At 72.2% G+C, this 20,239-nt stretch carries 23 protein-coding genes and 1 riboswitch; of the genes, 19 read left to right on the plus strand and 4 right to left on the minus strand.

What is annotated here, in order from left to right; all coding sequences use genetic code 11:
- Position 1 precedes the first annotated feature (1 nt).
- The 10 genes from fmt to LCN96_RS18235 all read left to right on the plus strand — a co-directional run bounded on the left by fmt (position 2) and on the right by LCN96_RS18235 (position 9,101).
- Positions 2-928 carry a methionyl-tRNA formyltransferase gene (gene fmt, locus LCN96_RS18190; RefSeq protein WP_225273919.1) on the plus strand — a complete coding sequence of 309 codons (927 nt, stop codon included), beginning with the start codon at positions 2-4 and terminating at the stop codon, positions 926-928.
- 22 nt (positions 929-950) lie between these two features.
- Positions 951-2,558 (plus strand): RsmB/NOP family class I SAM-dependent RNA methyltransferase, encoded by a 1,608-nt coding sequence (locus tag LCN96_RS18195; RefSeq protein WP_311132321.1) that lies wholly within the window; start codon positions 951-953, stop codon positions 2,556-2,558.
- A gap of 80 nt (positions 2,559-2,638) precedes the next feature.
- Positions 2,639-3,301: a ribulose-phosphate 3-epimerase gene (gene rpe, locus LCN96_RS18200; protein ID WP_225273921.1), complete on the plus strand. Its 663-nt coding sequence runs from the start codon at positions 2,639-2,641 to the stop codon at positions 3,299-3,301.
- Positions 3,302-3,336: 35 nt separating this feature from the next.
- Positions 3,337-4,146, plus strand: coding sequence for an oxygenase MpaB family protein (locus LCN96_RS18205; RefSeq protein WP_225273923.1), 810 nt, complete (start codon positions 3,337-3,339; stop codon positions 4,144-4,146).
- A 77-nt stretch (positions 4,147-4,223) separates the two neighbouring features.
- Positions 4,224-4,354, plus strand: a riboswitch (FMN riboswitch).
- Positions 4,355-4,469: 115 nt separating this feature from the next.
- Entirely contained in the window at positions 4,470-5,702 is a 1,233-nt protein-coding gene (gene ribD, locus LCN96_RS18210; RefSeq protein ID WP_225273925.1) for a bifunctional diaminohydroxyphosphoribosylaminopyrimidine deaminase/5-amino-6-(5-phosphoribosylamino)uracil reductase RibD, read from the plus strand.
- The gene (locus tag LCN96_RS18215) at positions 5,702-6,292 is read left to right on the plus strand and encodes a riboflavin synthase (RefSeq protein ID WP_225273926.1); all 591 of its coding nucleotides are present in this window, start codon (positions 5,702-5,704) and stop codon (positions 6,290-6,292) included. Before ribD ends, LCN96_RS18215 begins: the two co-directional genes overlap by 1 nt.
- Positions 6,289-6,948 (plus strand): nicotinamide mononucleotide transporter family protein, encoded by a 660-nt coding sequence (locus LCN96_RS18220; protein ID WP_225273927.1) that lies wholly within the window; start codon positions 6,289-6,291, stop codon positions 6,946-6,948. The genes LCN96_RS18215 and LCN96_RS18220 overlap by 4 nt, the downstream gene beginning before the upstream one ends.
- Positions 6,945-8,165 carry a bifunctional 3,4-dihydroxy-2-butanone-4-phosphate synthase/GTP cyclohydrolase II gene (locus tag LCN96_RS18225; RefSeq protein ID WP_225273929.1) on the plus strand — a complete coding sequence of 407 codons (1,221 nt, stop codon included), beginning with the start codon at positions 6,945-6,947 and terminating at the stop codon, positions 8,163-8,165. The genes LCN96_RS18220 and LCN96_RS18225 overlap by 4 nt, the downstream gene beginning before the upstream one ends.
- Positions 8,162-8,629: a 6,7-dimethyl-8-ribityllumazine synthase gene (ribH, locus tag LCN96_RS18230; protein ID WP_225273930.1), complete on the plus strand. Its 468-nt coding sequence runs from the start codon at positions 8,162-8,164 to the stop codon at positions 8,627-8,629. Before LCN96_RS18225 ends, ribH begins: the two co-directional genes overlap by 4 nt.
- Positions 8,630-8,648: 19 nt before the next feature.
- Complete coding sequence (locus LCN96_RS18235) at positions 8,649-9,101, plus strand: PH domain-containing protein (protein WP_225273932.1); 453 nt, start codon at positions 8,649-8,651, stop codon at positions 9,099-9,101.
- Here LCN96_RS18235 and LCN96_RS18240 read toward each other — a convergent pair.
- A complete protein-coding gene (locus tag LCN96_RS18240; protein WP_225273933.1) occupies positions 9,098-9,346 on the minus strand; it encodes a hypothetical protein in 249 nt (82 codons plus the stop codon). The two genes, LCN96_RS18235 and LCN96_RS18240, sit on opposite strands and share 4 nt — an antisense overlap.
- A gap of 122 nt (positions 9,347-9,468) precedes the next feature.
- Between LCN96_RS18240 and LCN96_RS18245 the strand changes: the two genes are divergently transcribed.
- From LCN96_RS18245 to LCN96_RS18260, 4 genes are read left to right on the plus strand one after another with little or no spacing between them, the layout of a single operon-like run.
- The gene (locus LCN96_RS18245; RefSeq protein ID WP_225273935.1) at positions 9,469-10,335 is read left to right on the plus strand and encodes an AAA family ATPase; all 867 of its coding nucleotides are present in this window, start codon (positions 9,469-9,471) and stop codon (positions 10,333-10,335) included.
- Positions 10,328-11,404, plus strand: coding sequence for a vWA domain-containing protein (locus LCN96_RS18250; RefSeq protein ID WP_225273936.1), 1,077 nt, complete (start codon positions 10,328-10,330; stop codon positions 11,402-11,404). Before LCN96_RS18245 ends, LCN96_RS18250 begins: the two co-directional genes overlap by 8 nt.
- The gene (locus LCN96_RS18255; RefSeq protein ID WP_225273937.1) at positions 11,397-12,500 is read left to right on the plus strand and encodes an XdhC family protein; all 1,104 of its coding nucleotides are present in this window, start codon (positions 11,397-11,399) and stop codon (positions 12,498-12,500) included. The genes LCN96_RS18250 and LCN96_RS18255 overlap by 8 nt, the downstream gene beginning before the upstream one ends.
- Positions 12,497-13,063: a nucleotidyltransferase family protein gene (locus LCN96_RS18260; protein ID WP_225273939.1), complete on the plus strand. Its 567-nt coding sequence runs from the start codon at positions 12,497-12,499 to the stop codon at positions 13,061-13,063. Before LCN96_RS18255 ends, LCN96_RS18260 begins: the two co-directional genes overlap by 4 nt.
- Here LCN96_RS18260 and LCN96_RS18265 read toward each other — a convergent pair.
- Entirely contained in the window at positions 13,052-13,939 is an 888-nt protein-coding gene (locus LCN96_RS18265; RefSeq protein WP_225273940.1) for an endonuclease/exonuclease/phosphatase family protein, read from the minus strand. The two genes, LCN96_RS18260 and LCN96_RS18265, sit on opposite strands and share 12 nt — an antisense overlap.
- Positions 13,940-14,032: 93 nt before the next feature.
- Between LCN96_RS18265 and LCN96_RS18270 the strand changes: the two genes are divergently transcribed.
- The 3 genes from LCN96_RS18270 to LCN96_RS18275 all read left to right on the plus strand — a co-directional run bounded on the left by LCN96_RS18270 (position 14,033) and on the right by LCN96_RS18275 (position 16,575).
- A complete protein-coding gene (locus LCN96_RS18270) occupies positions 14,033-15,073 on the plus strand; it encodes an LLM class F420-dependent oxidoreductase (protein ID WP_225273941.1) in 1,041 nt (346 codons plus the stop codon).
- 81 nt (positions 15,074-15,154) lie between these two features.
- Positions 15,155-15,217 (plus strand): putative leader peptide, encoded by a 63-nt coding sequence (locus LCN96_RS57420; RefSeq protein WP_350729229.1) that lies wholly within the window; start codon positions 15,155-15,157, stop codon positions 15,215-15,217.
- Positions 15,218-15,294: 77 nt separating this feature from the next.
- Positions 15,295-16,575, plus strand: a complete 1,281-nt coding sequence (locus LCN96_RS18275) for a dicarboxylate/amino acid:cation symporter (protein WP_225273942.1) — start codon at positions 15,295-15,297, stop codon at positions 16,573-16,575.
- A 39-nt stretch (positions 16,576-16,614) separates the two neighbouring features.
- Here the strand turns inward: LCN96_RS18275 and LCN96_RS18280 are convergent, their stop codons facing one another.
- Both LCN96_RS18280 and LCN96_RS18285 read right to left on the minus strand, forming a co-directional pair.
- Positions 16,615-16,824 (minus strand): helix-turn-helix domain-containing protein, encoded by a 210-nt coding sequence (locus LCN96_RS18280; protein WP_080041076.1) that lies wholly within the window; start codon positions 16,822-16,824, stop codon positions 16,615-16,617.
- Entirely contained in the window at positions 16,824-17,429 is a 606-nt protein-coding gene (locus tag LCN96_RS18285; RefSeq protein WP_225273943.1) for a DUF2975 domain-containing protein, read from the minus strand. Before LCN96_RS18285 ends, LCN96_RS18280 begins: the two co-directional genes overlap by 1 nt.
- A 124-nt stretch (positions 17,430-17,553) precedes the next feature.
- Here LCN96_RS18285 and LCN96_RS18290 point away from each other — a divergent pair, with 124 nt between their 5' ends.
- Complete coding sequence (locus LCN96_RS18290) at positions 17,554-19,122, plus strand: serine/threonine-protein kinase (RefSeq protein ID WP_225273944.1); 1,569 nt, start codon at positions 17,554-17,556, stop codon at positions 19,120-19,122.
- A 69-nt stretch (positions 19,123-19,191) separates the two neighbouring features.
- Entirely contained in the window at positions 19,192-20,229 is a 1,038-nt protein-coding gene (locus LCN96_RS18295; protein ID WP_225273945.1) for a M24 family metallopeptidase, read from the plus strand.
- Positions 20,230-20,239 lie beyond the last annotated feature (10 nt).

Genomic DNA, 20,239 nt, shown 5'->3' on the forward strand with positions numbered 1-20,239 from the left:
CATGCGTCTGGTCTTCGCGGGCACACCCGAGACGGCACTGCCGTCCCTGCGCACCCTGATCGACTCGCCCCGCCACGAGGTGGTCGCGGTGGTCACCCGCCCCGACGCCCAGTCGGGCCGCGGCCGCAAGGTCCACCCCTCGCCGGTGGCCGAGCTCGCGGAGGAGGCGGGCATCGAGGTGCTGCGCCCGCAGAAGGCCGGCGACCCCGCCTTCCTCGACCGGCTCCGGGCGCTGGAGCCCGACTGCTGCCCCGTGGTCGCCTACGGCGCCCTGCTGCCGCAGTCGGCGCTCGACGTGCCCCGGCACGGCTGGATCAACCTGCACTTCTCGATCCTGCCCGCCTGGCGTGGCGCCGCGCCCGTCCAGCACGCGATCCTGCACGGTGACGAGATCACCGGGGCGAGCACGTTCCAGATCGTCAAGGAGCTCGACGCCGGCCCCGTCTACGGCGTGGTCACCGAGGAGATCCGCGCCTCCGACACCAGCGGGGCGCTGCTGGAGCGGCTGTCGGTCTCCGGCGCAGGGCTGCTCGCCGCCACCCTCGACGGCGTCGAGGACGGCACCCTGGAGGCCCGCCCGCAGCCCGCCGACGGGGTCACGATCGCCCCCAAGATCGCCGTCGGCGACGCGCGGGTCGACTGGGCCAAGCCCGCCATGCACGTCGATCGCCTCATCCGGGCCTGCACGCCCAACCCTGGCGCGTGGAGCGAGTTCCGCGGGCAGCGGGTCAAGCTGGGGCCCGTGCGGGTGGTCGCGGGGGAGCGGCTGGCGCCCGGGCGGGTCGTCGCCACGAAGGCGTCGGTGCTGGTCGGCACGGCCAGTGACGCGGTGGAGCTGGGTGAGGTGCAGCCGCAGGGCAAGCGGCTGATGGGAGCCGTGGAGTGGGCCCGAGGGGTTCGCCCGGAGGGTGATGAGGTCTTCAAGTGATCGAGCGCGAGAGTCGGCGGGGATGAAGGCCAGGGGGCAGCAGGGGGCCGGCGGGAGAGGCGCCGACCGGGGCGCTGACAGAGGCGGTAGCCGGGGCGCCGATAGGGGTGGCGACAGAGGCGGTGGCCGGGGTGGCGGCGGCCAGGGGGGCGGTGGGGACCGCTCGGGAAGGCCGCGCAGGCCGTCGCGTGATCCCGCGCGCAACGCGGCCTTCGACGTCGTGCGCGCGGTGGACGAGCGCGACGCCTACGCCAACCTGCTCCTGCCGCGGATGCTGCGCGAGCGTGGCATCAAGGGGCGCGACGCCGCCCTGGCCACCGAGCTCGCCTACGGGACGCTGCGCGGGCTCGGCACCTACGACGCCATCATCGAGCTGTGCAGCGACCGCGCCCCCGACCCGGACGTGCGCGACGCGCTGCGGCTCGGCGCCCACCAGCTCCTGCGCATGCGCGTCCCCCCGCACGCGGCCGTGGGCACCACCGTCGATCTGGTACGTCTGCGCATCGGCCCCGGAGCCGCCAAGTTCGTGAACGCGGTGCTGCGCAAGATCGGCTCCAGGACTCTTGAGGAATGGGTGCCCATCGTGGCGCCCGACCCGGCCGACGACCCCGTCGGGCACCTCGCGGTCGCCTACGGGCACCCCCGCTGGATCGTCTCCGCCTTCCGCGACGCGCTGGGCACCGCCGATGAGATGGCCGACCTGCTCGACGCCGACAACGCCCGCCCGCTGGTGACACTCGTCTCGCGGCCGGGGCGCAGCTCGGTGGAGGAGCTGGAGGACGCCGGTGCACTCCCCGGCCGCTACTCGCCGTACGCCGCGTACCTGCGTGAAGGCGATCCCGGCCAGATCGAGGCCGTCGCCGAGACGCGGGCGGCCGTTCAGGACGAGGCCAGCCAGCTCGTGGCGCTCGCCCTGACCCGGGTGCCGGTGGGCGGGGATGGTGATGAGCTGTGGCTGGACATGTGCGCGGGGCCCGGAGGTAAGGCGGGGCTTCTGGATGCCATCGCCACCCATGGTGATCTCGCTGGGCTGGACGCGGAGGCTCGGCGGGGTGCGTCCGGGGATGCCGCGTCGGCTCCGGGAGCGGCGGTGGACGGTGGCGTCGCGGGTGATGGTGGTCCTGAGGCGTTTCCTGGTGGAGCGCGGGTGCTGGCCGCTGACGTGCAGTACCACCGGGCGCGGCTGGTCTGGGAGACGACCAGGAAGGCCTCCGTGGTCACCGCCGACGGCACCGAGCCTGCGTGGCGGCCTGGGGTCTTCGATCGCGTCATGCTCGACGCGCCCTGCACCGGGCTGGGTGCGTTGCGGCGGCGGCCTGAGGCGCGGTGGCGGCGCGATCCGGCCGGCATCGCCGAGTTGGGCAAGTTGCAGCGGCGGTTGCTCGAGACGGCGTTGGACGCCGTGCGGGCCGGGGGTGTCGTGGCGTATGTGACGTGTTCGCCGCATCTGGCCGAGACTCGGGTTGTGGTGGCTGATGTGATGGCGCGGAGGAAGGACGTCGAGCAGTTGGACGCCCGTGACTTTCTGCCCGAGGTCGAGGCGCTCGGTGATGGGCCGCACGCCCAGTTCTGGCCGCATCGGCACGGCACCGACGCGATGTTCCTGGCCCTGCTGCGCAAGACCTCCTGAGGCGGCCGGTCGCACAGGCCGAGCCGCCTGCCGTACCGCCGTCGGGCGGGGGCGGGGCGGGTCACTAGACTAGGGGGATCATGGCCGTACAGATCTCGCCCAGCATCCTCGCCGCCGACTTCGCCAGGCTCGCCGACGAGGCCGCCGCCGTGCCGAACGCCGACTGGCTGCACGTCGACGTCATGGACTACCACTTCGTGCCCAACCTGACCCTTGGGCTGCCCGTGGTCGAGGCGTTGCGCAAGGCGACCGACACGCCGCTCGACTGCCATCTCATGATCGCCGACCCCGACCGCTGGGCGCCGCAGTACGCGGAGGCCGGAGCGGGGAGCGTCACGATCCACGCGGAGGCGGCCAAGGCGCCCATCCGGACGCTGCGCGAGATCCGCTCGCTCGGCGCGCGGGCCGGGCTGGCGCTCAATCCCGCCACCGCCGTCGAGCCCTACGAGGACCTGCTCGGCGAGGTCGACATGCTGCTGCTGATGACGGTGGAGCCCGGGTTCGGGGGGCAGAAGTTCCTCGATGTGGTGCTGCCGAAGGTCCGGCGGGCCCGGGAGCTGATCGGGCGGCACGGCGGGCGGGTCTGGTTGCAGGTCGACGGTGGGGTGGATGCCGGCACCATCGAGCGGTGCGCCGAGGCGGGGGCCGACGTGTTCGTGGCGGGCAGTGCCGTTTACGGGACGTCCGACCCCGTGGCGGCGATCGACGGGCTGCGTGCTGCCGCCAATCGCGTCAGCTCCTGACATGAAGGTCGCCTCACCTGGGTAACCATCCACTTATGAGCGACCATGGCATCTTCGGGCCCCGCTCGGTGACGTGGCGGGTGATGGGTGAGCCGATCCTGCTCGTGGGCGGGATCCGCGCGCTGCTGATGCAGGGCCTGCATCCGAGGGCGATGCGCGGCGTGCTGCAGAACTCCGCCTTGATGGATCCGCATGAAGCCTGGTCCCGGTTCGTACGGACCACGGAGTTCGTCCGTGTGCGCACCTACGGCACCCACGCCGAGGTCGAGCGCGCGGGCCGGCGCGTGCGCAAGATCCATGCCAAGCTGACCGCGCACGATCCCGACACCGGGGTCACCTTCCGGCTCGACGACCCCGACGCGCTGCGCTGGGTGCACGTGGGCGAGGTCGACTCCTACCTGTCGGTCGCCCGCCGCGCCGGGGTCCGGTTGTCGGACGCCGAGGCCGACACGTTCGTGGCCGAGTGGCGGCGGGCCGCCGAGGTCGTGGGGCTGGCGGCGGAGGACGTGCCGGGTTCGGTGGCCGAGTTGCACGACTACATCGAGGCCGAGCGTCCGGACCTGCGGTTCGTGCCCGAGGCGGCGCACCCGCTGCGCATGTCGCTCAACGCCCCGCTGCCGCGCCTGCTCACCCCGCTCAAGCCGGCGATGCCCGCGCTGACGCTGCTGGCGTTCGCGACGCTGCCGCGCTGGGCCAGGCGACTGTACGGGCTGCCCGCCACGCCGATCGGCGACCTGTGGGCGACCGCGACGCTGCGTACCCTGCACACGGGGCTCGGCCTGGTCCCCGGGCACGTCCGCTACAGCCCGGCGGCGCGGCGCGCGCAGCGGCTGATGGCCGCCTGAAGCGAGCGCTTGCTAGGTTTTGCCGGGGTGGTCGCGTGCTCGGTCACCGGCATGGCAAACTGGTACGAGAAGAGAGCTAGCGTGCTCCGGGGTCGGTGAAATTCCGAACCGGCGGTGACAGTCCGCGACCCGGCCGATGCCATCGGCCGGTTGACTCGGTGAAATTCCGGGACCGACGGTTAAAGTCCGGATGGGAGGAAGCGCGCGAGGTTGTCCGGCGTCCCAGCCGGGCGGCCTGCTGTGGTGCACGTGTCGGCATCATGGCGAAATATCCCCCGGGGCCCGCCGTGGCTTGAAGCTACTGGCGAGTAGGAGACCCGGGGTTGCAGACACCCGCGCAGGACATCGCGCACATGGCGCGCGCCATCGAGCTGGCCGCGCTCGGCCACGGCACCACCAGTCCCAACCCCGTCGTGGGCTGCGTCGTGCTGGACGCCGCCGGGCAGGTCGCCGGCGAGGGCTTCCACGCGTACGCCGGTGGGCCGCACGCCGAGGTCGTCGCCCTGGCGCAGGCGGGGGAGCGGGCCCGCGGCGGCACCGCGTACGTGACGCTGGAGCCCTGCGACCACACCGGCAGGACGGGGCCGTGCAGCCGGGCGCTGCTGGCGGCGGGGGTGGCACGAGTGGTGATCGCCGTGTCCGACCCCAACCCGAAGGCGGCCGGTGGGGCGGCTCGGCTGCGGGAGCACGGGGTGGCGGTCACGTCCGGGGTGCTGCGGGAGGCGGCCGAGCGGGGCAACGAGGAGTGGCTGACGTACGTACGGCTCGGGCGGTCGCACGTGACCTGGAAGTTCGCCGCCACGCTCGACGGGCGGTCGGCGGCCGAGGACGGGACCAGCAAGTGGATCACCTCCGCTGAGGCGAGGGCCGACGTGCACCGGCTGCGGGCCGCCTCCGACGCGATCGTCGCCGGGATCGGCACCGTGCTGGCCGACGACGCCCGGCTCACCGCCCGCCCGGCCGGCCGCTCGGGTGGGGCGCCGGGAGACGGCACGGATGCCGTCCACACGATGCGGAGCGCCACGGAGGGCTCCGGCGCTGGGCGCGAGGGCGGGGCGGGACCTGAGGGCGCGGGATCTGAGGGCAGCGCCTGGCGCGAGGGCGGCCGGGGGCGGGTGCCGTTGCGGGTCGTGGTGGATCCGGACGCCAGGACACCCCAGTCCGCCCGCGTGCTCGACGACCAGGCCCCCACCCTCATCGCCGTCGCCGACGACACCGACACCTCGCTCAAGGCCGACCTGGTGCGCCTGCCCCGCCGCGACACCGGCCTCGACCTGGAGGCGCTGCTGCGGGAGCTGGCCGCGCGGGACGTGGTGAGCGTGTTCCTGGAGGGCGGCCCGACGCTGGCCGGCTCGTTCGTGCGGCGAGGGCTGGTCGATCGGGTGGTGGCGTACCTGGCGCCGGCGTTGCTGGGGTCCGGGCGGGCGGCGCTGGGTGCGGCCGGGGTGGGGACGATCGGTGAGCTCCACCGCCTGACATTTGACGAAATTTCCCCTATTGGGCCGGATGTGCGGCTTGTTGCCCGGCCCCTTACCCAACCAGGCAGGGAGAAGTGATGTTCACCGGAATCATTGAGGAAAAGGGCGAAGTGGTGGCCATCGAGCAGGCGGGCGGCGGCGCCCTGCTGTCGGTGCGCGGCCCGGTCGTCACCTCCGACGCCAAGCACGGCGACTCGATCGCCGTCAACGGCGTGTGCCTCACGGTCGTGGAGGTCAAGGACGACGTGTTCACCGTGGACGTGATCAAGGAGTCGCTCGACCGCAGCTCCCTGGGCGGCCTCGCCGAGGGCTCCGCGGTGAACCTGGAGCGCGCCGTACGCGCCGACCAGCGCCTCGGCGGCCACATCGTGCAGGGCCATGTGGACGGCACCGCCGTGCTGCTGTCCCGCGACCCCGGCGAGAGCTGGGACGACCTGCGTTTCTCCCTGCCCGAGCCGATCGCCCCCTACGTGGCGGAGAAGGGCTCGATCGCCATCGACGGAATCAGCCTGACGGTCACGACGGTTGACGACGACAGCTTCGGTGTGAGCCTCATCCCGACCACGCTGAAGCTCACCACGATGGGCGAGCGGCAGGTGGGCGACGTGGTCAACATCGAGGTGGACGTGATCGCGAAGTATGTGGAGAGGCTGGTGGTCAGGAAATGAACTGGCTCAACGCCGGATTTGAGATCTTCGACACGCATGTCCTCTGGACCGACCTGGTGGGCAACATCGCCGCCCTGGCCACGGTCCTGCTCGCCATGCGCACGTCGATGTGGACGTGGCCGGTGCAGTTCGCCGGGGCGGTGCTGCTGTTCGCCGCCTCGATCAACGCGCACGTCACCGGCAACGCGCTGAAGCAGGCGCTGTTCGCGGGCCTGGCGATCTACGGCTGGTGGGCGTGGCGGCGCGGCACCCAGGGCGGCGGTCAACTGGCGATCAGGCCCGCCCACTGGTGGGAGCGCTCGATGCTGATCGGCGTCATGCTGGTGGGCACGGCCGTCGTCGGGGTGCTGTTCTACGTGACGGGCCTGTCGTGGGGCGCTTCCGTGCCGGGGGTCAAGGGCATGGCGCTGGTGGCCGCCGACGCCTACATCTTCGTCGGCAGCGCGATGGCCACCTGGGCGCAGGGCAGGGCGCTGGTGGACTTCTGGATCGTGTGGGTGGCGGTGGACCTGGTCGGGGTGCCGCTGGCGTTCAGCTCGGGGCTGGTGGTCTCCGGAGCCGTGTACGGCGTGTTCTTCGTGCTGGTCCTGGTCGGATTCGTGAAGTGGCTGCGTGAGTACCGCACGGGGCCGCTGGGAGTGGCGGTGGCGCAGTGAACGAGATCAAGCTCGACCCCATCGAGCGGGCCATCGACGACATCCGCAACGGCAAGCCCGTGGTGGTCGTCGACGACGCCAACAGGGAGAACGAGGGCGACCTCATCTTCGCCGCGGTCAAGGCCACGCCGGAGCTGTGCACGTTCACGATCAGGCACACCAGCGGCATGATCTGCGTGGCCATGGAGGGCAAGGAGCTCGACCGGCTCGGGCTGCCTCTCATGGTCTTCCACAACAAGGAGCGCATGCGCACGGCGTACACGATCACCGTGGACGCCCGCGACGGCGTCAGCACGGGCATCTCGGCGGCCGACCGGGCGCAGACCATCCGCACGCTGGCCGACTCGGCCACCGAGCCCAACGAGCTGGTCCGCCCCGGCCACGTCTTCCCGCTGCGCTACCACGAGGGCGGCGTGCTGGCCCGGCGCGGCCACACCGAGGCGGCCGTCGATCTGGCCAGGCTGGCCGGGCTGTCGGCGGCCGGCGCGCTGGCCGAGGTGGTCAACGACGACGGCACCATGGCCAGGCTGCCCGAGCTGCGCCGCTTCGCCGACGAGCACGACCTGGCGCTGGTGTCCATCGAGCAGCTCGTCGACTACCGGCGGCGGGCCGAGAGCATGGTCACCAGGGTCGCCGAGACGCGGCTGCCGAACACGTACGGGATGTGGCAGGCGTACGGGTACGCCAGCGCACTCGACGGCGGCGAGCACGTCGCGCTCGTCTACGGTGACCTGTCCGACGGCGAGAACGTCCTGGTCAGGGCCCACTCCGAGTGCCTGACCGGCGACGTGTTCGGCTCGATGCGCTGCGACTGCGGGGTGCAGCTCGACAACGCCATGTCGGCCATCGCGCAGGAGGGCCGCGGTGTGATCGTCTACCTGCGCGGGCACGAAGGCAGGGGGATCGGCCTGCTGGCCAAGCTGAAGGCGTACAGCCTCCAGGACAACGGCAGCGACACCGTGGACGCCAACGTGGAGCTGGGCCTGCCGATCGACGCGCGGGAGTTCTCCAACGCGGGGCAGATCCTCGCCGACCTGGGCGTCAAGTCCGTGCGGCTGCTGACCAACAACCCGGCCAAGCTCAAGGGCATGGACGGGTACGGGATCAAGGTGCTCGGCCGGGAGCCGATGCCCGTGGCGATGAACCCGTACAACGAGCGTTACCTGAAGGCCAAGCGCGAGCGGCTCGGCCACGACATCATCGAGGAGAGTGCATGAGCGGGGAAGGACGGCCGGGCGTCGCGGTGCCCGAGGCGTCGGGGCTGTCGGTGGGCGTGGTCGCGGCCAGCTGGCACGCCAAGATCACCGACCAGCTCGTCTCGCGGGCCGTGCAGGCCTGTGATGACAGCGGCGCCAGCGCGACCGTGGTGCGCGTGCCGGGCTCGCTGGAGATCCCGGTGGTGGCCCAGGCACTGGCCCGCCGCCACGACGCGGTGGTGGCGCTGGGCGCGGTCATCCGTGGCGAGACGGCCCATTTCGACTACGTCTGCGACTCGGTGACGTCGGGGCTGACCAGGATCTCGCTGGATGAGGAGACGCCGATCGGCAACGGCGTGCTCACCTGCGAGAACATGGACCAAGCGCTCGACCGCTCCGGTCTGCCGGGGAGCAAGGAGGACAAAGGGTACGAGTCGACCATCGCCGCGCTCGAGACCGCCCTCCTCCTGCGGACCCTCCACTGACCTGCGGTAGGTTTCCCTCGTGTCAGAGCCCGTATCCCCTCCGCCCCTGCCCGTCACCTGGCGCCCGCGCCGGGGCCGCGTCGTCGCCTACGGCTTCGCGGCCGTGATCGTGCTGGGGGCGGTGGTGATGGCGGTCTTCATCGCGCAGCCGTTCAAGCTGCCCGACCGGGTGGCCATCGTGGCGTTCGGCTGCGCGGTGGCCTGGGTGCTGCACCTGCTGGGGCGGGTGCGGGTGGAGGCCGACGACGAGGGCCTGACGATCGTCAACGCGGTGCGTACGCAGCGGGTGACGTGGCCGGAGGTGCTCGGGGTCACGATGGTGGTCGGCGACCCGTGGCCGCGGCTCGACCTGTCGGACGGGCGTACGGTCGGGGCCATGGGGATCCAGGGCTCGGAGAAGGCCCGCGCCCGCCGGGCCACGGCGGAGCTGCGGGCGCTGATCCGGGAGCGCGGCGAGGCGCGCGAGGCCTAGCCCGGCTCGGCGAACAGCTCCTCCACCGTGTCGACGGTGAGGATGCGGATCAGCCACCGCTGGAGCAGCTCCAGATCCTCGCAGGTGGCGATGGCTTCGCGTTTCTCCTGGCTGACCCACAGGAAGCGGGTCTGCAGGGCGACGTCGATCGCCCTGCGGGCGGCGGTGATCTTGCGTTGCTCTCTCGTTGCCGGGGTCACGTGGTGGTCGTCCCACGACTCCGGCATGCCGGGGGGTACGGGCACGCCTGGTCGTCCTTTCGGTCGGTGAGCAAGAGCTTACATGCTGTGATGGTCACTTCGGGTGATTATCGCCGAAGCGAGTGGCGACGTAGCCTGAAGGCGTGCTGCGGCGGACAATCAGGGCAATGGACATCGAGTCGCCGGAGAAGCTCATCGAGCTCCTCGACCGGCACGCCTACCTGGCCGACGAGGGCCTGGCCACGGCCGCCTTCCTCGCGTTGCGGATGGGGCGCCCGCTCTTCCTCGAAGGGGAGGCGGGGGTCGGCAAGACGGAGCTGGCCAAGACGCTCGCCGCGCTGCTGAAGGCGCCGCTCATCAGGCTCCAGTGCTACGAGGGCCTGGACGCGGCCCAGGCGCTGTACGACTGGGACTTCGCCCGCCAGCTCCTCCACCTCAAGGCCGCCGAGGCGGCCGGGATCACCGACGTGAGCAGGCTGGAGGGGGAGATCTACGACCGCAGGTTCCTCATCGCCAGGCCGCTGCTGAAGGCGATCGAGACGCAGCCGAGCGTGCTGCTGGTGGACGAGATCGACCGGGCGGACGACGAGTTCGAGGCGTTCCTGCTGGAGGTGCTGTCGGACTTCACCATCTCGATCCCCGAGCTGGGCACGGTCAAGGCCGGCACGCCGCCGGTGGTCGTGGTCACCTCGAACAGGACGCGCGAGGTGCACGACGCGCTCAAGCGGCGCTGCCTCTACCACTGGCTGGAGCACCCCGGCTTCGACCGCGAGGTGGCCATCCTGCTGCGGCGGCTGCCCGGCTGCACCGAGACGCTGGCCGTGCAGGTGGCGCGGGCGGCCGAGCGGCTGCGGCAGGCCGACCTGGTCAAGCCGCCGGGCGTGGCCGAGACGCTCGACTGGACGGAGGCGCTGCTGACGCTGGGCGCCAAGGAGCTCGACCCGGACCGGGCCGCCGCCACGCTGGGCGCGGCGCTGAAGTACCGGGAGGACGTGGCGGCGGTGATCGGCAACGGGCTGCTCTCCCATGGATGAGCTGGCCGCCACCATGACGGGCTTCGCCAGGACGCTGCGCGCCGCGGGCGTCGCGGCCGACCACGAGCGCACGCAGAACCTGCTCAGGGCGCTGGACCACCTCGACGTCACCGACCAGGGCGAGGTGTACTGGGCCGGCCGGCTCACGCTGTGCGCCACGCCCGACGACCTGCCCCGTTACGACCGGTGCTTCGACGCGTACTTCGGCGGGCGCAAGGCGGTGCTGTCGCGCGCCGCGACCACCAGCGTCACCCGTCACCTGGCCGAGCGTCAGGACGACGGCGAGAGCGGCGACGACGACGGCACGCCGGCTCCCGCCACCGCGAGCCGCATCGAGGTGCTGCGCCACCGCGACGTCGCCCGGCTCACCGAGGCCGAGCGGGCCGAGGTGCACCGCATGCTGGCGCTGCTGAAGGGCGGCAGGGCGCGGCGGCGCTCCAGGCGGTTCGAGAGCGCCCACCGGGGCCGCCTGGACCAGCGCCGCACCATCCGCGACGCGCTCAGGAAGGGCGAGGTGGCCAGGCTCAGGCACCGCAGGCACACCACCAGGCCGCGCCCGGTGGTGATGTTCGTGGACGTCAGCGGCTCGATGGCCCCGTACGCCGAGACCCTGCTGCGCTTCGCGCACGCGCTGGTCAGGAGCGAGCCGAGGGCCACCAGGGTCTACTCGGTCGGCACCCGGCTCACCCCGATCACCGCCGAATTGCGCCACCGCGACCCGGGCACCGCGCTGAACGAGGTGTCCAAGGTCATCCCCGACTGGAGCGGCGGCACCCGGCTGGGGGAGGAGCTCAAGGAGTACCTCGCCCGGTTCAGCGCCAGGGGCGCGATAGCGTTGATCGCCTCCGACGGGTGGGAACGAGGTGACCCGGAGCTGCTGGGCACGCAGCTGGCCAGGCTGGCCAGGCAGGCGTACCGGGTGATCTGGGTCAACCCGCACAAGGGGTACGCGGACTACCAGCCGCTCACCGGTGGCATGCGGGCCGCCCTGCCGTACCTCGACGACCTGGTGGCCGGGCACAGCCTGGCCGCCTTCGAGCAACTCAGCGAAAGGCTCGCCCATGCGTGACGTGCTCCCGGAGATCATGAAGTGGTGGCGGTCGGGGCTCAGGTTCGGGCTGGCCACGGTGGTCGGCACGTGGAGCAGCGCGCCCAGGCCGCCGGGCGCGGCGATGGCGGTGCGCGGCGACGAGGTGGTCGGCAGCGTCTCGGGCGGCTGCGTCGAGGGCGCCGTGTTCGAGCTGGCGACCGAGATCGACGGCCCCGTCCTGCAGCGGTACGGCGTCAGCGACGACGACGCCTTCGCCGTCGGGCTCACCTGCGGCGGCATCATCGACATCCTGGTGGAGCCCGTCTCGATCGAGACCTTCCCCGAGCTGGGCGAGATCGCGGCGTCGGTGGCCGCGCACGAGCCGGTCGCCGTGGTCACCGTCGTCTCCGGCCCCGGCCAGGTCGGCGCCCGCCGCGTCATCTGGCCGGACCGCGCGAGCGGCACGCTCGGCCTCGAACGCCTCGACGACGCCGTGGACGACGACGCGCGCGGCATGCTCGCCCAGGGGCTGACCGGCCTGCGGCACTACGGCGGGCAGGGCGAGCGGCGGCTGGACGATCTGGCGGTTTTCGTGCACTCCTTCGCGCCGCCGCCGCGGATGCTGGTGTTCGGCGCGATCGACTTCGCCGCGGCGGTGGCCAGGGTGGGCAAGTTCCTCGGCTACCACGTCACGGTGTGCGACGCGCGGCCGATCTTCGCCACCGCCAAGCGGTTCCCCGACGCCGACGAGGTCGTGGTCAAGTGGCCGCACGACTACCTGGCCTCCGTGCAGGTGGACGAGCGTACGGTGATCTGCGTGCTGACCCACGACCCCAAGTTCGACGTGCCGCTGCTGGAGGTGGCGCTGCGCACCGAGGCCGGGTACGTCGGCGCCATGGGCTCGCGCCGCACCCACGACGACCGCCTGTCCCGGTTGCGCGAGGCCGGGCTCACCGACGAAGAGCTGGCCAGGCTGAGATCGCCGATCGGTCTCGACCTGGGGGCGCGGACGCCGGAGGAGACGGCCGTGTCGATCGCCGCCGAGCTGATCCAGCTGCGCTGGGGCGGCTCGGGGCGGCCGCTGTCCACGACTGAAGGACGCATCCACCACGAGCTGCCTCAGGAGGCGCCATGAGGTCGTCGCGGACGGCCGGCCTGCTGCTCGCGGCCGGCGAGGGCACCCGGCTGGGCCGGCCCAAGGCCACGGTGGAGTTCGCCGGGGAGCGGCTGGTGGACCGGGGGGTGCGGCTGCTGGAGGAGGGCGGCTGCCATCCGGTCGTGGTGGTGCTCGGCGCGGCCACGGTGCAGGTGCGCGGGGCCGTCATCGTACGCAACCCGGACTGGGCCTCCGGCATGGGCTCGTCGCTGCGGGTCGGGCTGGCCGCGCTGCCGGAGGAGGCGGAGTCGGTGGTGGTCGCGCTGATCGACCAGCCGCTGATCGGGCCGGGCGCGGTGCGCGCGCTGATCGGCGCGGGCGCCGCCGGGCTGGCGGTGGCGACCTACGGGGGCCGGCGCAGGAACCCCGTGCTGATCGCCCGCGCGCACTGGGCCGGGGTGGCGGAGCTGGCCGAGGGCGACGTCGGGGCGCGGCCGTTCATGCAGGCGCACCCCGAGCTGGTCACCGAGGTGCCGTGCGACGGGCACGGTGACCCGGCCGACATCGACACGCCCGAGGACCTGGCCCGCCTACAGGCGTAGCGACGCGATCGCGGCCCGGTGGTCGCTGCCGGTGGCCGGGGCCACCCCGGCCTCGGTCGCCGTCATCCCTCTGAACAGGATGTGGTCGGGCCGGGTGATCGGGAACTCCGAGGGCCAGGTGAACCCGAACCCGTCGCCCGCCACGCTCTGCGCGTCGGTCAGCGGCGGCGTCAGGCCGCGCATGCCCCGGTCGGTGGTGGCGGTGTTGAGGTCGCCGAGCAGCAGGACGCGCTTGCTGCGGTCGGCGTCGAGGAGCTTGCGCGCGTGCGCCAGCGAGGCGTCGCGCGAGGCGGTGTGGCCGGGCCTGGCCGAGGCGAGGTGCATGACGTAGACCGTCACCTTGCCCTTGGGGGTGGTGATGACCGCGCGCAGGGCGCGCGGCCAGCCGAGGCCCACGTCGAGGGGCTTGGTGTCGCTGATCGGGTAGCGGCTCCACAGGCCGACCGTGCTGACCGGGTAGTGGTACTTGAACATCTTGTTGAGCTGCTTGGCCGCCGGCCCGCCCGTGGTCAGCTCCTGGGCGGCGAGCACGTCGAGGTCCTTGGCGATCACGCGGACGGCCTCGCCCGACGCGCTGTTGCGCACGCCCACGTTGACGGTGCCGACCGTCAGGTCGCTGGGCCCGCCGGGCGGCGTGCGCAGGAGCGTGGAGCCGAACATGAAGGCCCACACCAGGCCGGGCACCAGCGCCGCGGCGGCGGCAGCGGTGGACCGTGCCACCGCGGCGCCCGCGAGCAGCACCGGAACGGCCAGCCCGATCCAGGGCAGCAGGCTCTCGAGGACGGGCGTGAACCCGCCGAGCGCGGGGATCAGCCCGTGCCCCGCCAGGGCCGCGGCCACGAGCACGGACCCGACGACGACGACGCGACTCAGCACCTGAACCAGGCTAGTGGCTCCCACCCCGCGACGCCCTCGCGATAACATGTCCGAGTCGTAACAGAACATCATTCGGTCCAGCGGGAGCCCGGCATGCGCATCGGTATGGCACTCAAGTACTCCGGCGGTTTCAAGGAATCGGTGGCCGAGCTGGCCGACTACGAGAAGGCCGGGCTCGACATCGTGTTCGTGGCCGAGGCGTACTCCTTCGACGCGGTCAGCCAGATGGGCTACATCGCGGCCAGGACCGAGCGGGTGCAGATCGCCTCGGGCATCCTGCCGATCTACTCCCGCACGCCGACGCTGATGGCCATGACGGCCGCCGGGCTCGACTACGTCTCCGACGGGCGGTTCACGCTCGGCATCGGCGCCTCGGGGCCGCAGGTGATCGAGGGCTTCCACGGGGTGCCGTACACCGCGCCGCTGGGGCGTACCAGGGAGGTCATCGAGATCTGCCGCCAGGTCTGGCGGCGCGAGCGCGTCCAGTACGACGGCAGGCACTACACGGTGCCGCTGCCGGCCGACCAGGGCACGGGCCTGGGCAAGCCGCTGAAGATCATCAACCACCCGGTGCGCTCCCGCATCCCCATCGTGGTGGCCGCCATCGGCCCCAAGAACGTCGAGCTGACCGCCGAGCTGGCCGAGGGCTGGGAGCCGATCTTCTACGTGCCCGAGAAGGCCGCCGAGGTGTGGGGGCCCTCGCTGGCCGCCGGCAAGGCCAGGCGCGACCCCGAGCTGGGCGAGCTGGACGTGATCGCCCAGGCGAGCCTGGCGATCGGCGACGACGTGGCCGGGCTGCTGGAGTTCGGGCGGCCGATGGCGGCCCTGTACATCGGCGGCATGGGCGCCAAGGGCCGCAACTTCTACAACGACCTGGCCAGGCGCTACGGCTACGAGAAGGAGGCCGAGCAGATCCAGGACCTCTACCTCCAGGGCAAGAAGGAGGAGGCGGCGGCGCTGGTGCCGGCCGAGCTGCTGGAGAAGATGTCGCTGGTCGGCAGCGAGGGCTTCGTCCGCGACCGGCTGCAGGCGATGAAGGAGTCGGGCGTGACGACCCTGAACGTGACGCCGCTCGCGGGGACGCACGAGGAGCGGGTGCGGCTGATCGAGACGATCAAGGAGTGGGCCGCCTAGTGAGGTAGATCACCCGATTCGTGGGGAATGCTCCACTTTTAGTGGGTGTTGTGTGACCTCGTGAGGTTTTCCCTGGTGTTCGTGTGGCTCGTCGAGCGGCTGCACATCGACCTGTGCCGGTTGCACGGGTCGCTGTGTCGCTGACGGCCGTCCCAGACCGTCCACACCCCTCACCAGGCGTGCCGTCGCGGCATGCCCTTCGCACGAAGGTTTCCTCATCCGTGAAGAGATTCTCCTTTTCCCTGCAGCTCCTGCTGGGCCTGGCCGTCGGCGTCGCGCTCGGCTTCGCCGCCAAGATCTGGGACGTGGCCTGGCTCAGTGAGACGCTGAAGCAGGTCGGCTCGATCTTCGTCCAGCTCCTGAAGCTGGCCGTGCCGCCGCTCGTCTTCACCGCCGTGCTGGTCAGCGTGGCCAACCTGCGCAACGTCAACGGCGCGGCCCGGCTCGCCTCCAAGACACTGCTGTGGTTCCTGATCACGGCGTTCGTCTCGGTCTCGCTGGCGATCGGGCTGGGCCTGCTCATCAACCCCGGCCAGGGCGTCACCCTCGACACCTCCGCGGCCAAGCCCTCGGACACCCAGGGCACCTGGCTCGACTTCGTCACCGGCATCCTGCCGACCAACGTCGTGACGGCCTTCACCGAGGTGAACGTCCTCCAGATCGTGTTTCTGGGAGTCGTCCTCGGTGCGGCGGCCATGGCCGTCGGCGAGAAGGCCGAGCCGTTCCTGAACCTCGCCCGCTCCGTGCTGGAGCTGGTGCAGAAGGCGCTGTGGTGGGTGCTGCGGCTGGCGCCCATCGGCACCGCGGGCCTGATCGGCAAGGCCGTGTCCACGTACGGGTGGGAGCTGCTGGCGCCGCTGGCCAAGTTCAGCGCCGGGGTCTACCTCGGCTGCTTCGTGGTGCTGCTGGCCGTCTACCCGACGCTGCTGGCCGTGTGGGGCAAGGTCAGCCCCATCACGTTCTTCCGCAACGCCTGGCCCGCCATCGAGCTGGCCTTCGTCTCCCGCTCCTCGGTCGGGACGCTGCCGCTGACGCAGCGCGTCACGGTCGAGCGCAACGGCGTGGACCGCGACTACGCCTCGTTCGCGGTGCCGTTCGGCGCCACCACCAAGATGGACGGCTGCGCCTCGGTGTACCCGGCGCTGGCCGCGATCTTCGTGGCCCAGGTGTTCGGCGTGCCGCTCGGGTTCGGTGACTACCTGCTGATCGCGTTCGTCTCGGTGGTCGGCTCGGCCGCCACGGCGGGCCTGACCGGCGCCACCGTCATGCTGACGCTCACGCTCAGCACCCTGGGGCTGCCGCTGGAGGGCGTCGGCCTGCTGCTGGCGATCGACCCGATCCTCGACATGATCCGCACCGCGACCAACGTGGCAGGGCAGCTCGTCGTGCCGGTGCTCGTGGCGCGCTCCGAGGGGCGCCTGGACACGGCGGTCTTCAACGCGCCGCCGCAGTCGCTCGACAGCGCGCCCGCGCCGCGCGTGCCGGAGCCCGCCGCGGCCTGATCGGGGCTGAAAGGTGAGGGGGTGGCCGCGGCCGCCCCCTCATTCGTACGTCAGGAGGTCTCCCGGCTGGCACCCCAGCGCCTCGCACAGGCGCGCCAGCGTCGAGAAGCGCACGGCCTTGGCGTGGCCGTTCTTCAGTATCGACAGGTTGACCACGGTGATCTCCACGCGGTGCGACAGCTCGGTGAGCGTCATGCCGCGCTCCTTGAGCAGCTCGTCCAGCCGCACCCTGATGACGGGCTCGGCCATCAGATCGTGGCCTCGACCTCTTCGAGCAGGGCCAGGCCCCGGCGCACGATCTCCGAGACGCCGAGCGCGGCCATCCCCGCCACGACGCCGCCGATCACCTCGCCCGGGGGTGCGTAGAACGGATACCTCTCGGTCAGCAGCATGGCAGAGAGTATGGTCTGCGCCACGGACCCGAGCACGCCCGACACGAGCGAGCCCACGATCAGGGTCCAGCCCAGCGTGCGCAGGTGACGGGCCGTGACGGCGGAGAACAGGGCACGATCACCCGACCTGGCCCTGCGCAGCGCGCGGACCACCGCGAACAGCGCCAGCAGCACCGTCACCGCGCCGGGCGCCCACATCAGCAGATGGAGCAGGCCGCCCAGCGGCGAGGCGCCGTTCGGGTGGACCGTCACCTCGGCGGTGACGTCGTCGACGGTGGCGCCGCCCGCGGTCATCCCCGCGGTCGGGACGTCGAAGACGGTCAGGGGGATGCCGATGCCGTGCGGAACGCCGAAGAACGCGATCGCGACGGTGCCGGCGAGCGCGGCCAGCGCGCCGAGGACGCCCAGGACCAGGGCGGTGCTCAGCAGAGTCTCCAGTCGGATGATCCAGCGAGTTGGCATAACGATAATCGTAAATAACGAAAGTCGTTATGTCGAGGGCGTGCCCGGGCGAAGTGGGGCGGGTGGGGGCGTGCGGGCCCTATGGTTGGTCGAAAATCCTGATGTTCGAGTATTTGGCGGGAATATGTCCGACGGGACAGAGCGTGCGCCGTCCTTGGTCGCCGACCGGTACCGGCTTGACGAGCGCATCGGCGGCGGGCCGATGGGTGAGGTGTGGCGCGGGTACGACACGCGGGCCGACTGGGTCGTGGCCGTGAAGGTGCTCGGCGCCAGGGCGGCCGGGGCCGCCACCCGGGAGGTGCTCAGGCAGCACGCCCAGGCCGTGGCCAGGGTCATCCATCCGAACGTGGCCATGGTCCTCGACGTCGGCGAGCACGACGGGGCTCCGTTCCTGGTCATGGAGTTCCTCACCGGGCTCAGCCTGGGGGAGGAGCTGGCGGCGCGCGGGCCCATGAAGATCGTCGAGGTGTGCGACCTGATCGGGCAGGCGGCGGCCGGGCTGGACGCCGCGCACCGGGCCGGGGTCGTGCACGGGCGCGTGGACGCCGACAGCTTCCGCCAGGCCGGCAGCGGGGTGCTCAAGGTCGTCGGGTTCGCCTTGGACGAGCGGGCGCCGGTGGCCCCCGGGAGCCGGTATGTGGCACCGGAGCGGGCCGGCGGTGAGGCGGCGCAGGCTCCGGGGGATGTGTACGCGCTGGGGTGCGTGCTGTACGAGCTGCTGTGCGGGCGATCGCCCTTCGAGGGCGGGGACGCGACGGCACCAGGGGGGCGGCCCGTTCCGCCCGGCACGATCAGGCGTGAGGTGCCGCCCGAGCTGGACCGGCTGGTGCTGGCCATGCTCGCCGAGGACCCGGCGCAGCGGCCCGCCAGCGGCGAGGCCATCCGGCGGTCGCTGGCGGCGATCGCACGGCCCAAGCCCGGCCTGGCCGGCTCGCCGGTGACCGGCGTCTCCCTGCGCGACCCCGGCCTGCACCAGGGAGCGGCGGGCGCGGCCGGCGTCAGTGGGGGTGGTCCGGCTACGGTGCCCGGCGGGGTCGGCGGGCAGGGGGCGACGGAGATCTTCCAGGCCGGCGGGATCGGCGGGCCGCCGCCCAGGGCCGGTGACACGGCGGTCTTCCAGGCGGGCGACCTGGAGCCGGAGCCACCCTCGTCCCCCAACCGCAAGCTGATCCTCCAGCTCGGCATCGCCGTCGTCGTCATCGCGGCCGTGACCATCGGCATGGTGATGTGGGCGGGCTCCCGTGAGGAGCCGCCCGTCGCGGTGAGCACCCCGACGGCGCAGGCCACCACGGCCCCGACCCCGACGTACACCCCCGAGCCGTCGCCGAGCTTCGAGGTCACCACGGGCCCGGGCGAGGACGACGAGCCCGACTCCCTGCGCGAGACCTCGGTCCCCAAGGCCACGCTGGGCGACGCGATCCCGCCCGGCGGGTACGCCACGTGGCTGCGGGAGTTCGACGAGGCGCTGATGGCGCAGCAGAGCATGGGCGGCATCAACCCCAAGGTCGCGGGAAAGGCCAGCGACAAGATCCGCAAGGCGGCCAGGAAGTACGAGCAGGGGCAGATCGACGCCACGCTCGAACAGATCGCCGACGTCTACCGCGAGCTGGCCAGAGCCCAGGCGAAGGGCGACATGGACGGGTCGGGCCCAGCCTCGGACTTCATGCGCGACTGGCAGGTCCCCGCCCGGTAGGCGACCGTCGGGCATTTGGGACGTGACGGGCAATAGTGACGTTAGGGGCGTGACGCGTACATTGGGCAGATGACCTTCGACTACGCGGCGCGCCGGGCGCGGCTGGCCGAACTGCTGCCCGCCCACGAGGTGCACGCCCTGCTCGTCACCTCCCCCGTCAACGTCCGCTACCTCACCGGCCTGGCCAGCTCGAACGCCGCCGTCCTGGTCAGGATGGACGGCACCGCGATGCTGGCCACCGACAACCGCTACATCGAGGCGGCACGCAGGCTGGACGTGCCGTCCGTCGAGGTGGCCGACGTGGCGGGCAGGCTGGCGGCGCCCGGCGTCGGCATCGAGGCCGCCGGCATGAGCGTGGCGGCCTACCGCAGGCTGGGCGACGGGCTCGTGCCGCTGGGGCCGCTGGTGGAGGTGCTGCGGGCGGTGAAGGAGGAGGGCGAGCTGGAGCTGATCCGTACCGCCTGCGCCATCACCGACGAGGCCTTCGCCGACGTCTCCCCGCGCATCGCCCCCGGGATGACCGAGCGCGAGCTGGCCGGGCTGCTCGATCGCCGCATGACCGAGCTGGGCGCCGACAAGCCCGCGTTCGACACGATCGTGGCGGCGGGCGAGCACGGCGCGATCCCGCACCACGCCCCCACCTCACGGGAGCTGCGCGCCGGGGACCTGGTGACCATGGACTTCGGCGCCCGCTACCAGGGCTACCACGCCGACATGACCAGGACGGTGAGCCTCGGCCCGCCCGCCGGCTGGCAGAGGGAGGTCTACGAGCTGGTCGCCGCCGCCCAGCGGGCGGGCAGGCACGCGCTGGCGCCCGGCGTTCAGGCGGGCGAGGTGGACGCCGCCGCCCGCTCCGTCATCGAGGACGCGGGCCACGGCGGGTACTTCAGGCACGGTCTCGGGCACGGTGTGGGGCTGGAGATCCACGAAGAGCCGTTCCTGGGCCCTTCGCGGACCGGTAGACTAGAGGATCGAGTTCCGATCACCGTCGAGCCTGGGGTGTACCTCCCGGGCCGGGGCGGTGTCCGGATCGAGGACACCCTCGTCACACGTGCGGGCGGGCCGGAACTTTTCACGAAGACGACCAAGGAGCTGCTCGTCCTTTAGAGCGGCCACA

This window comes from Nonomuraea gerenzanensis (genome assembly GCF_020215645.1).
In the GTDB taxonomy this organism is placed as follows: domain Bacteria; phylum Actinomycetota; class Actinomycetes; order Streptosporangiales; family Streptosporangiaceae; genus Nonomuraea; species Nonomuraea gerenzanensis.

What these genes read in the sequence shown, in the direction of transcription:
- fmt (WP_225273919.1), top strand. Translation starts at nt 2, where the DNA reads ATGCGTCTGGTCTTCGCGGGCACACCCGAGACGGCACTGCCGTCCCTG.
- LCN96_RS18195 (WP_311132321.1), top strand. Translation starts at nt 951, where the DNA reads ATGAAGGCCAGGGGGCAGCAGGGGGCCGGCGGGAGAGGCGCCGACCGG.
- rpe (WP_225273921.1), top strand. Translation starts at nt 2,639, where the DNA reads ATGGCCGTACAGATCTCGCCCAGCATCCTCGCCGCCGACTTCGCCAGG.
- LCN96_RS18205 (WP_225273923.1), top strand. Translation starts at nt 3,337, where the DNA reads ATGAGCGACCATGGCATCTTCGGGCCCCGCTCGGTGACGTGGCGGGTG.
- LCN96_RS18215 (WP_225273926.1), top strand. Translation starts at nt 5,702, where the DNA reads ATGTTCACCGGAATCATTGAGGAAAAGGGCGAAGTGGTGGCCATCGAG.
- LCN96_RS18220 (WP_225273927.1), top strand. Translation starts at nt 6,289, where the DNA reads ATGAACTGGCTCAACGCCGGATTTGAGATCTTCGACACGCATGTCCTC.
- ribH (WP_225273930.1), top strand. Translation starts at nt 8,162, where the DNA reads ATGAGCGGGGAAGGACGGCCGGGCGTCGCGGTGCCCGAGGCGTCGGGG.
- LCN96_RS18245 (WP_225273935.1), top strand. Translation starts at nt 9,469, where the DNA reads ATGGACATCGAGTCGCCGGAGAAGCTCATCGAGCTCCTCGACCGGCAC.
- LCN96_RS18250 (WP_225273936.1), top strand. Translation starts at nt 10,328, where the DNA reads ATGGATGAGCTGGCCGCCACCATGACGGGCTTCGCCAGGACGCTGCGC.
- LCN96_RS18255 (WP_225273937.1), top strand. Translation starts at nt 11,397, where the DNA reads ATGCGTGACGTGCTCCCGGAGATCATGAAGTGGTGGCGGTCGGGGCTC.
- LCN96_RS18260 (WP_225273939.1), top strand. Translation starts at nt 12,497, where the DNA reads ATGAGGTCGTCGCGGACGGCCGGCCTGCTGCTCGCGGCCGGCGAGGGC.
- LCN96_RS18270 (WP_225273941.1), top strand. Translation starts at nt 14,033, where the DNA reads ATGCGCATCGGTATGGCACTCAAGTACTCCGGCGGTTTCAAGGAATCG.
- LCN96_RS18280 (WP_080041076.1), bottom strand. Translation starts at nt 16,824, where the DNA reads ATGGCCGAGCCCGTCATCAGGGTGCGGCTGGACGAGCTGCTCAAGGAG.
- LCN96_RS18285 (WP_225273943.1), bottom strand. Translation starts at nt 17,429, where the DNA reads ATGCCAACTCGCTGGATCATCCGACTGGAGACTCTGCTGAGCACCGCC.
- LCN96_RS18290 (WP_225273944.1), top strand. Translation starts at nt 17,554, where the DNA reads ATGTCCGACGGGACAGAGCGTGCGCCGTCCTTGGTCGCCGACCGGTAC.
- LCN96_RS18295 (WP_225273945.1), top strand. Translation starts at nt 19,192, where the DNA reads ATGACCTTCGACTACGCGGCGCGCCGGGCGCGGCTGGCCGAACTGCTG.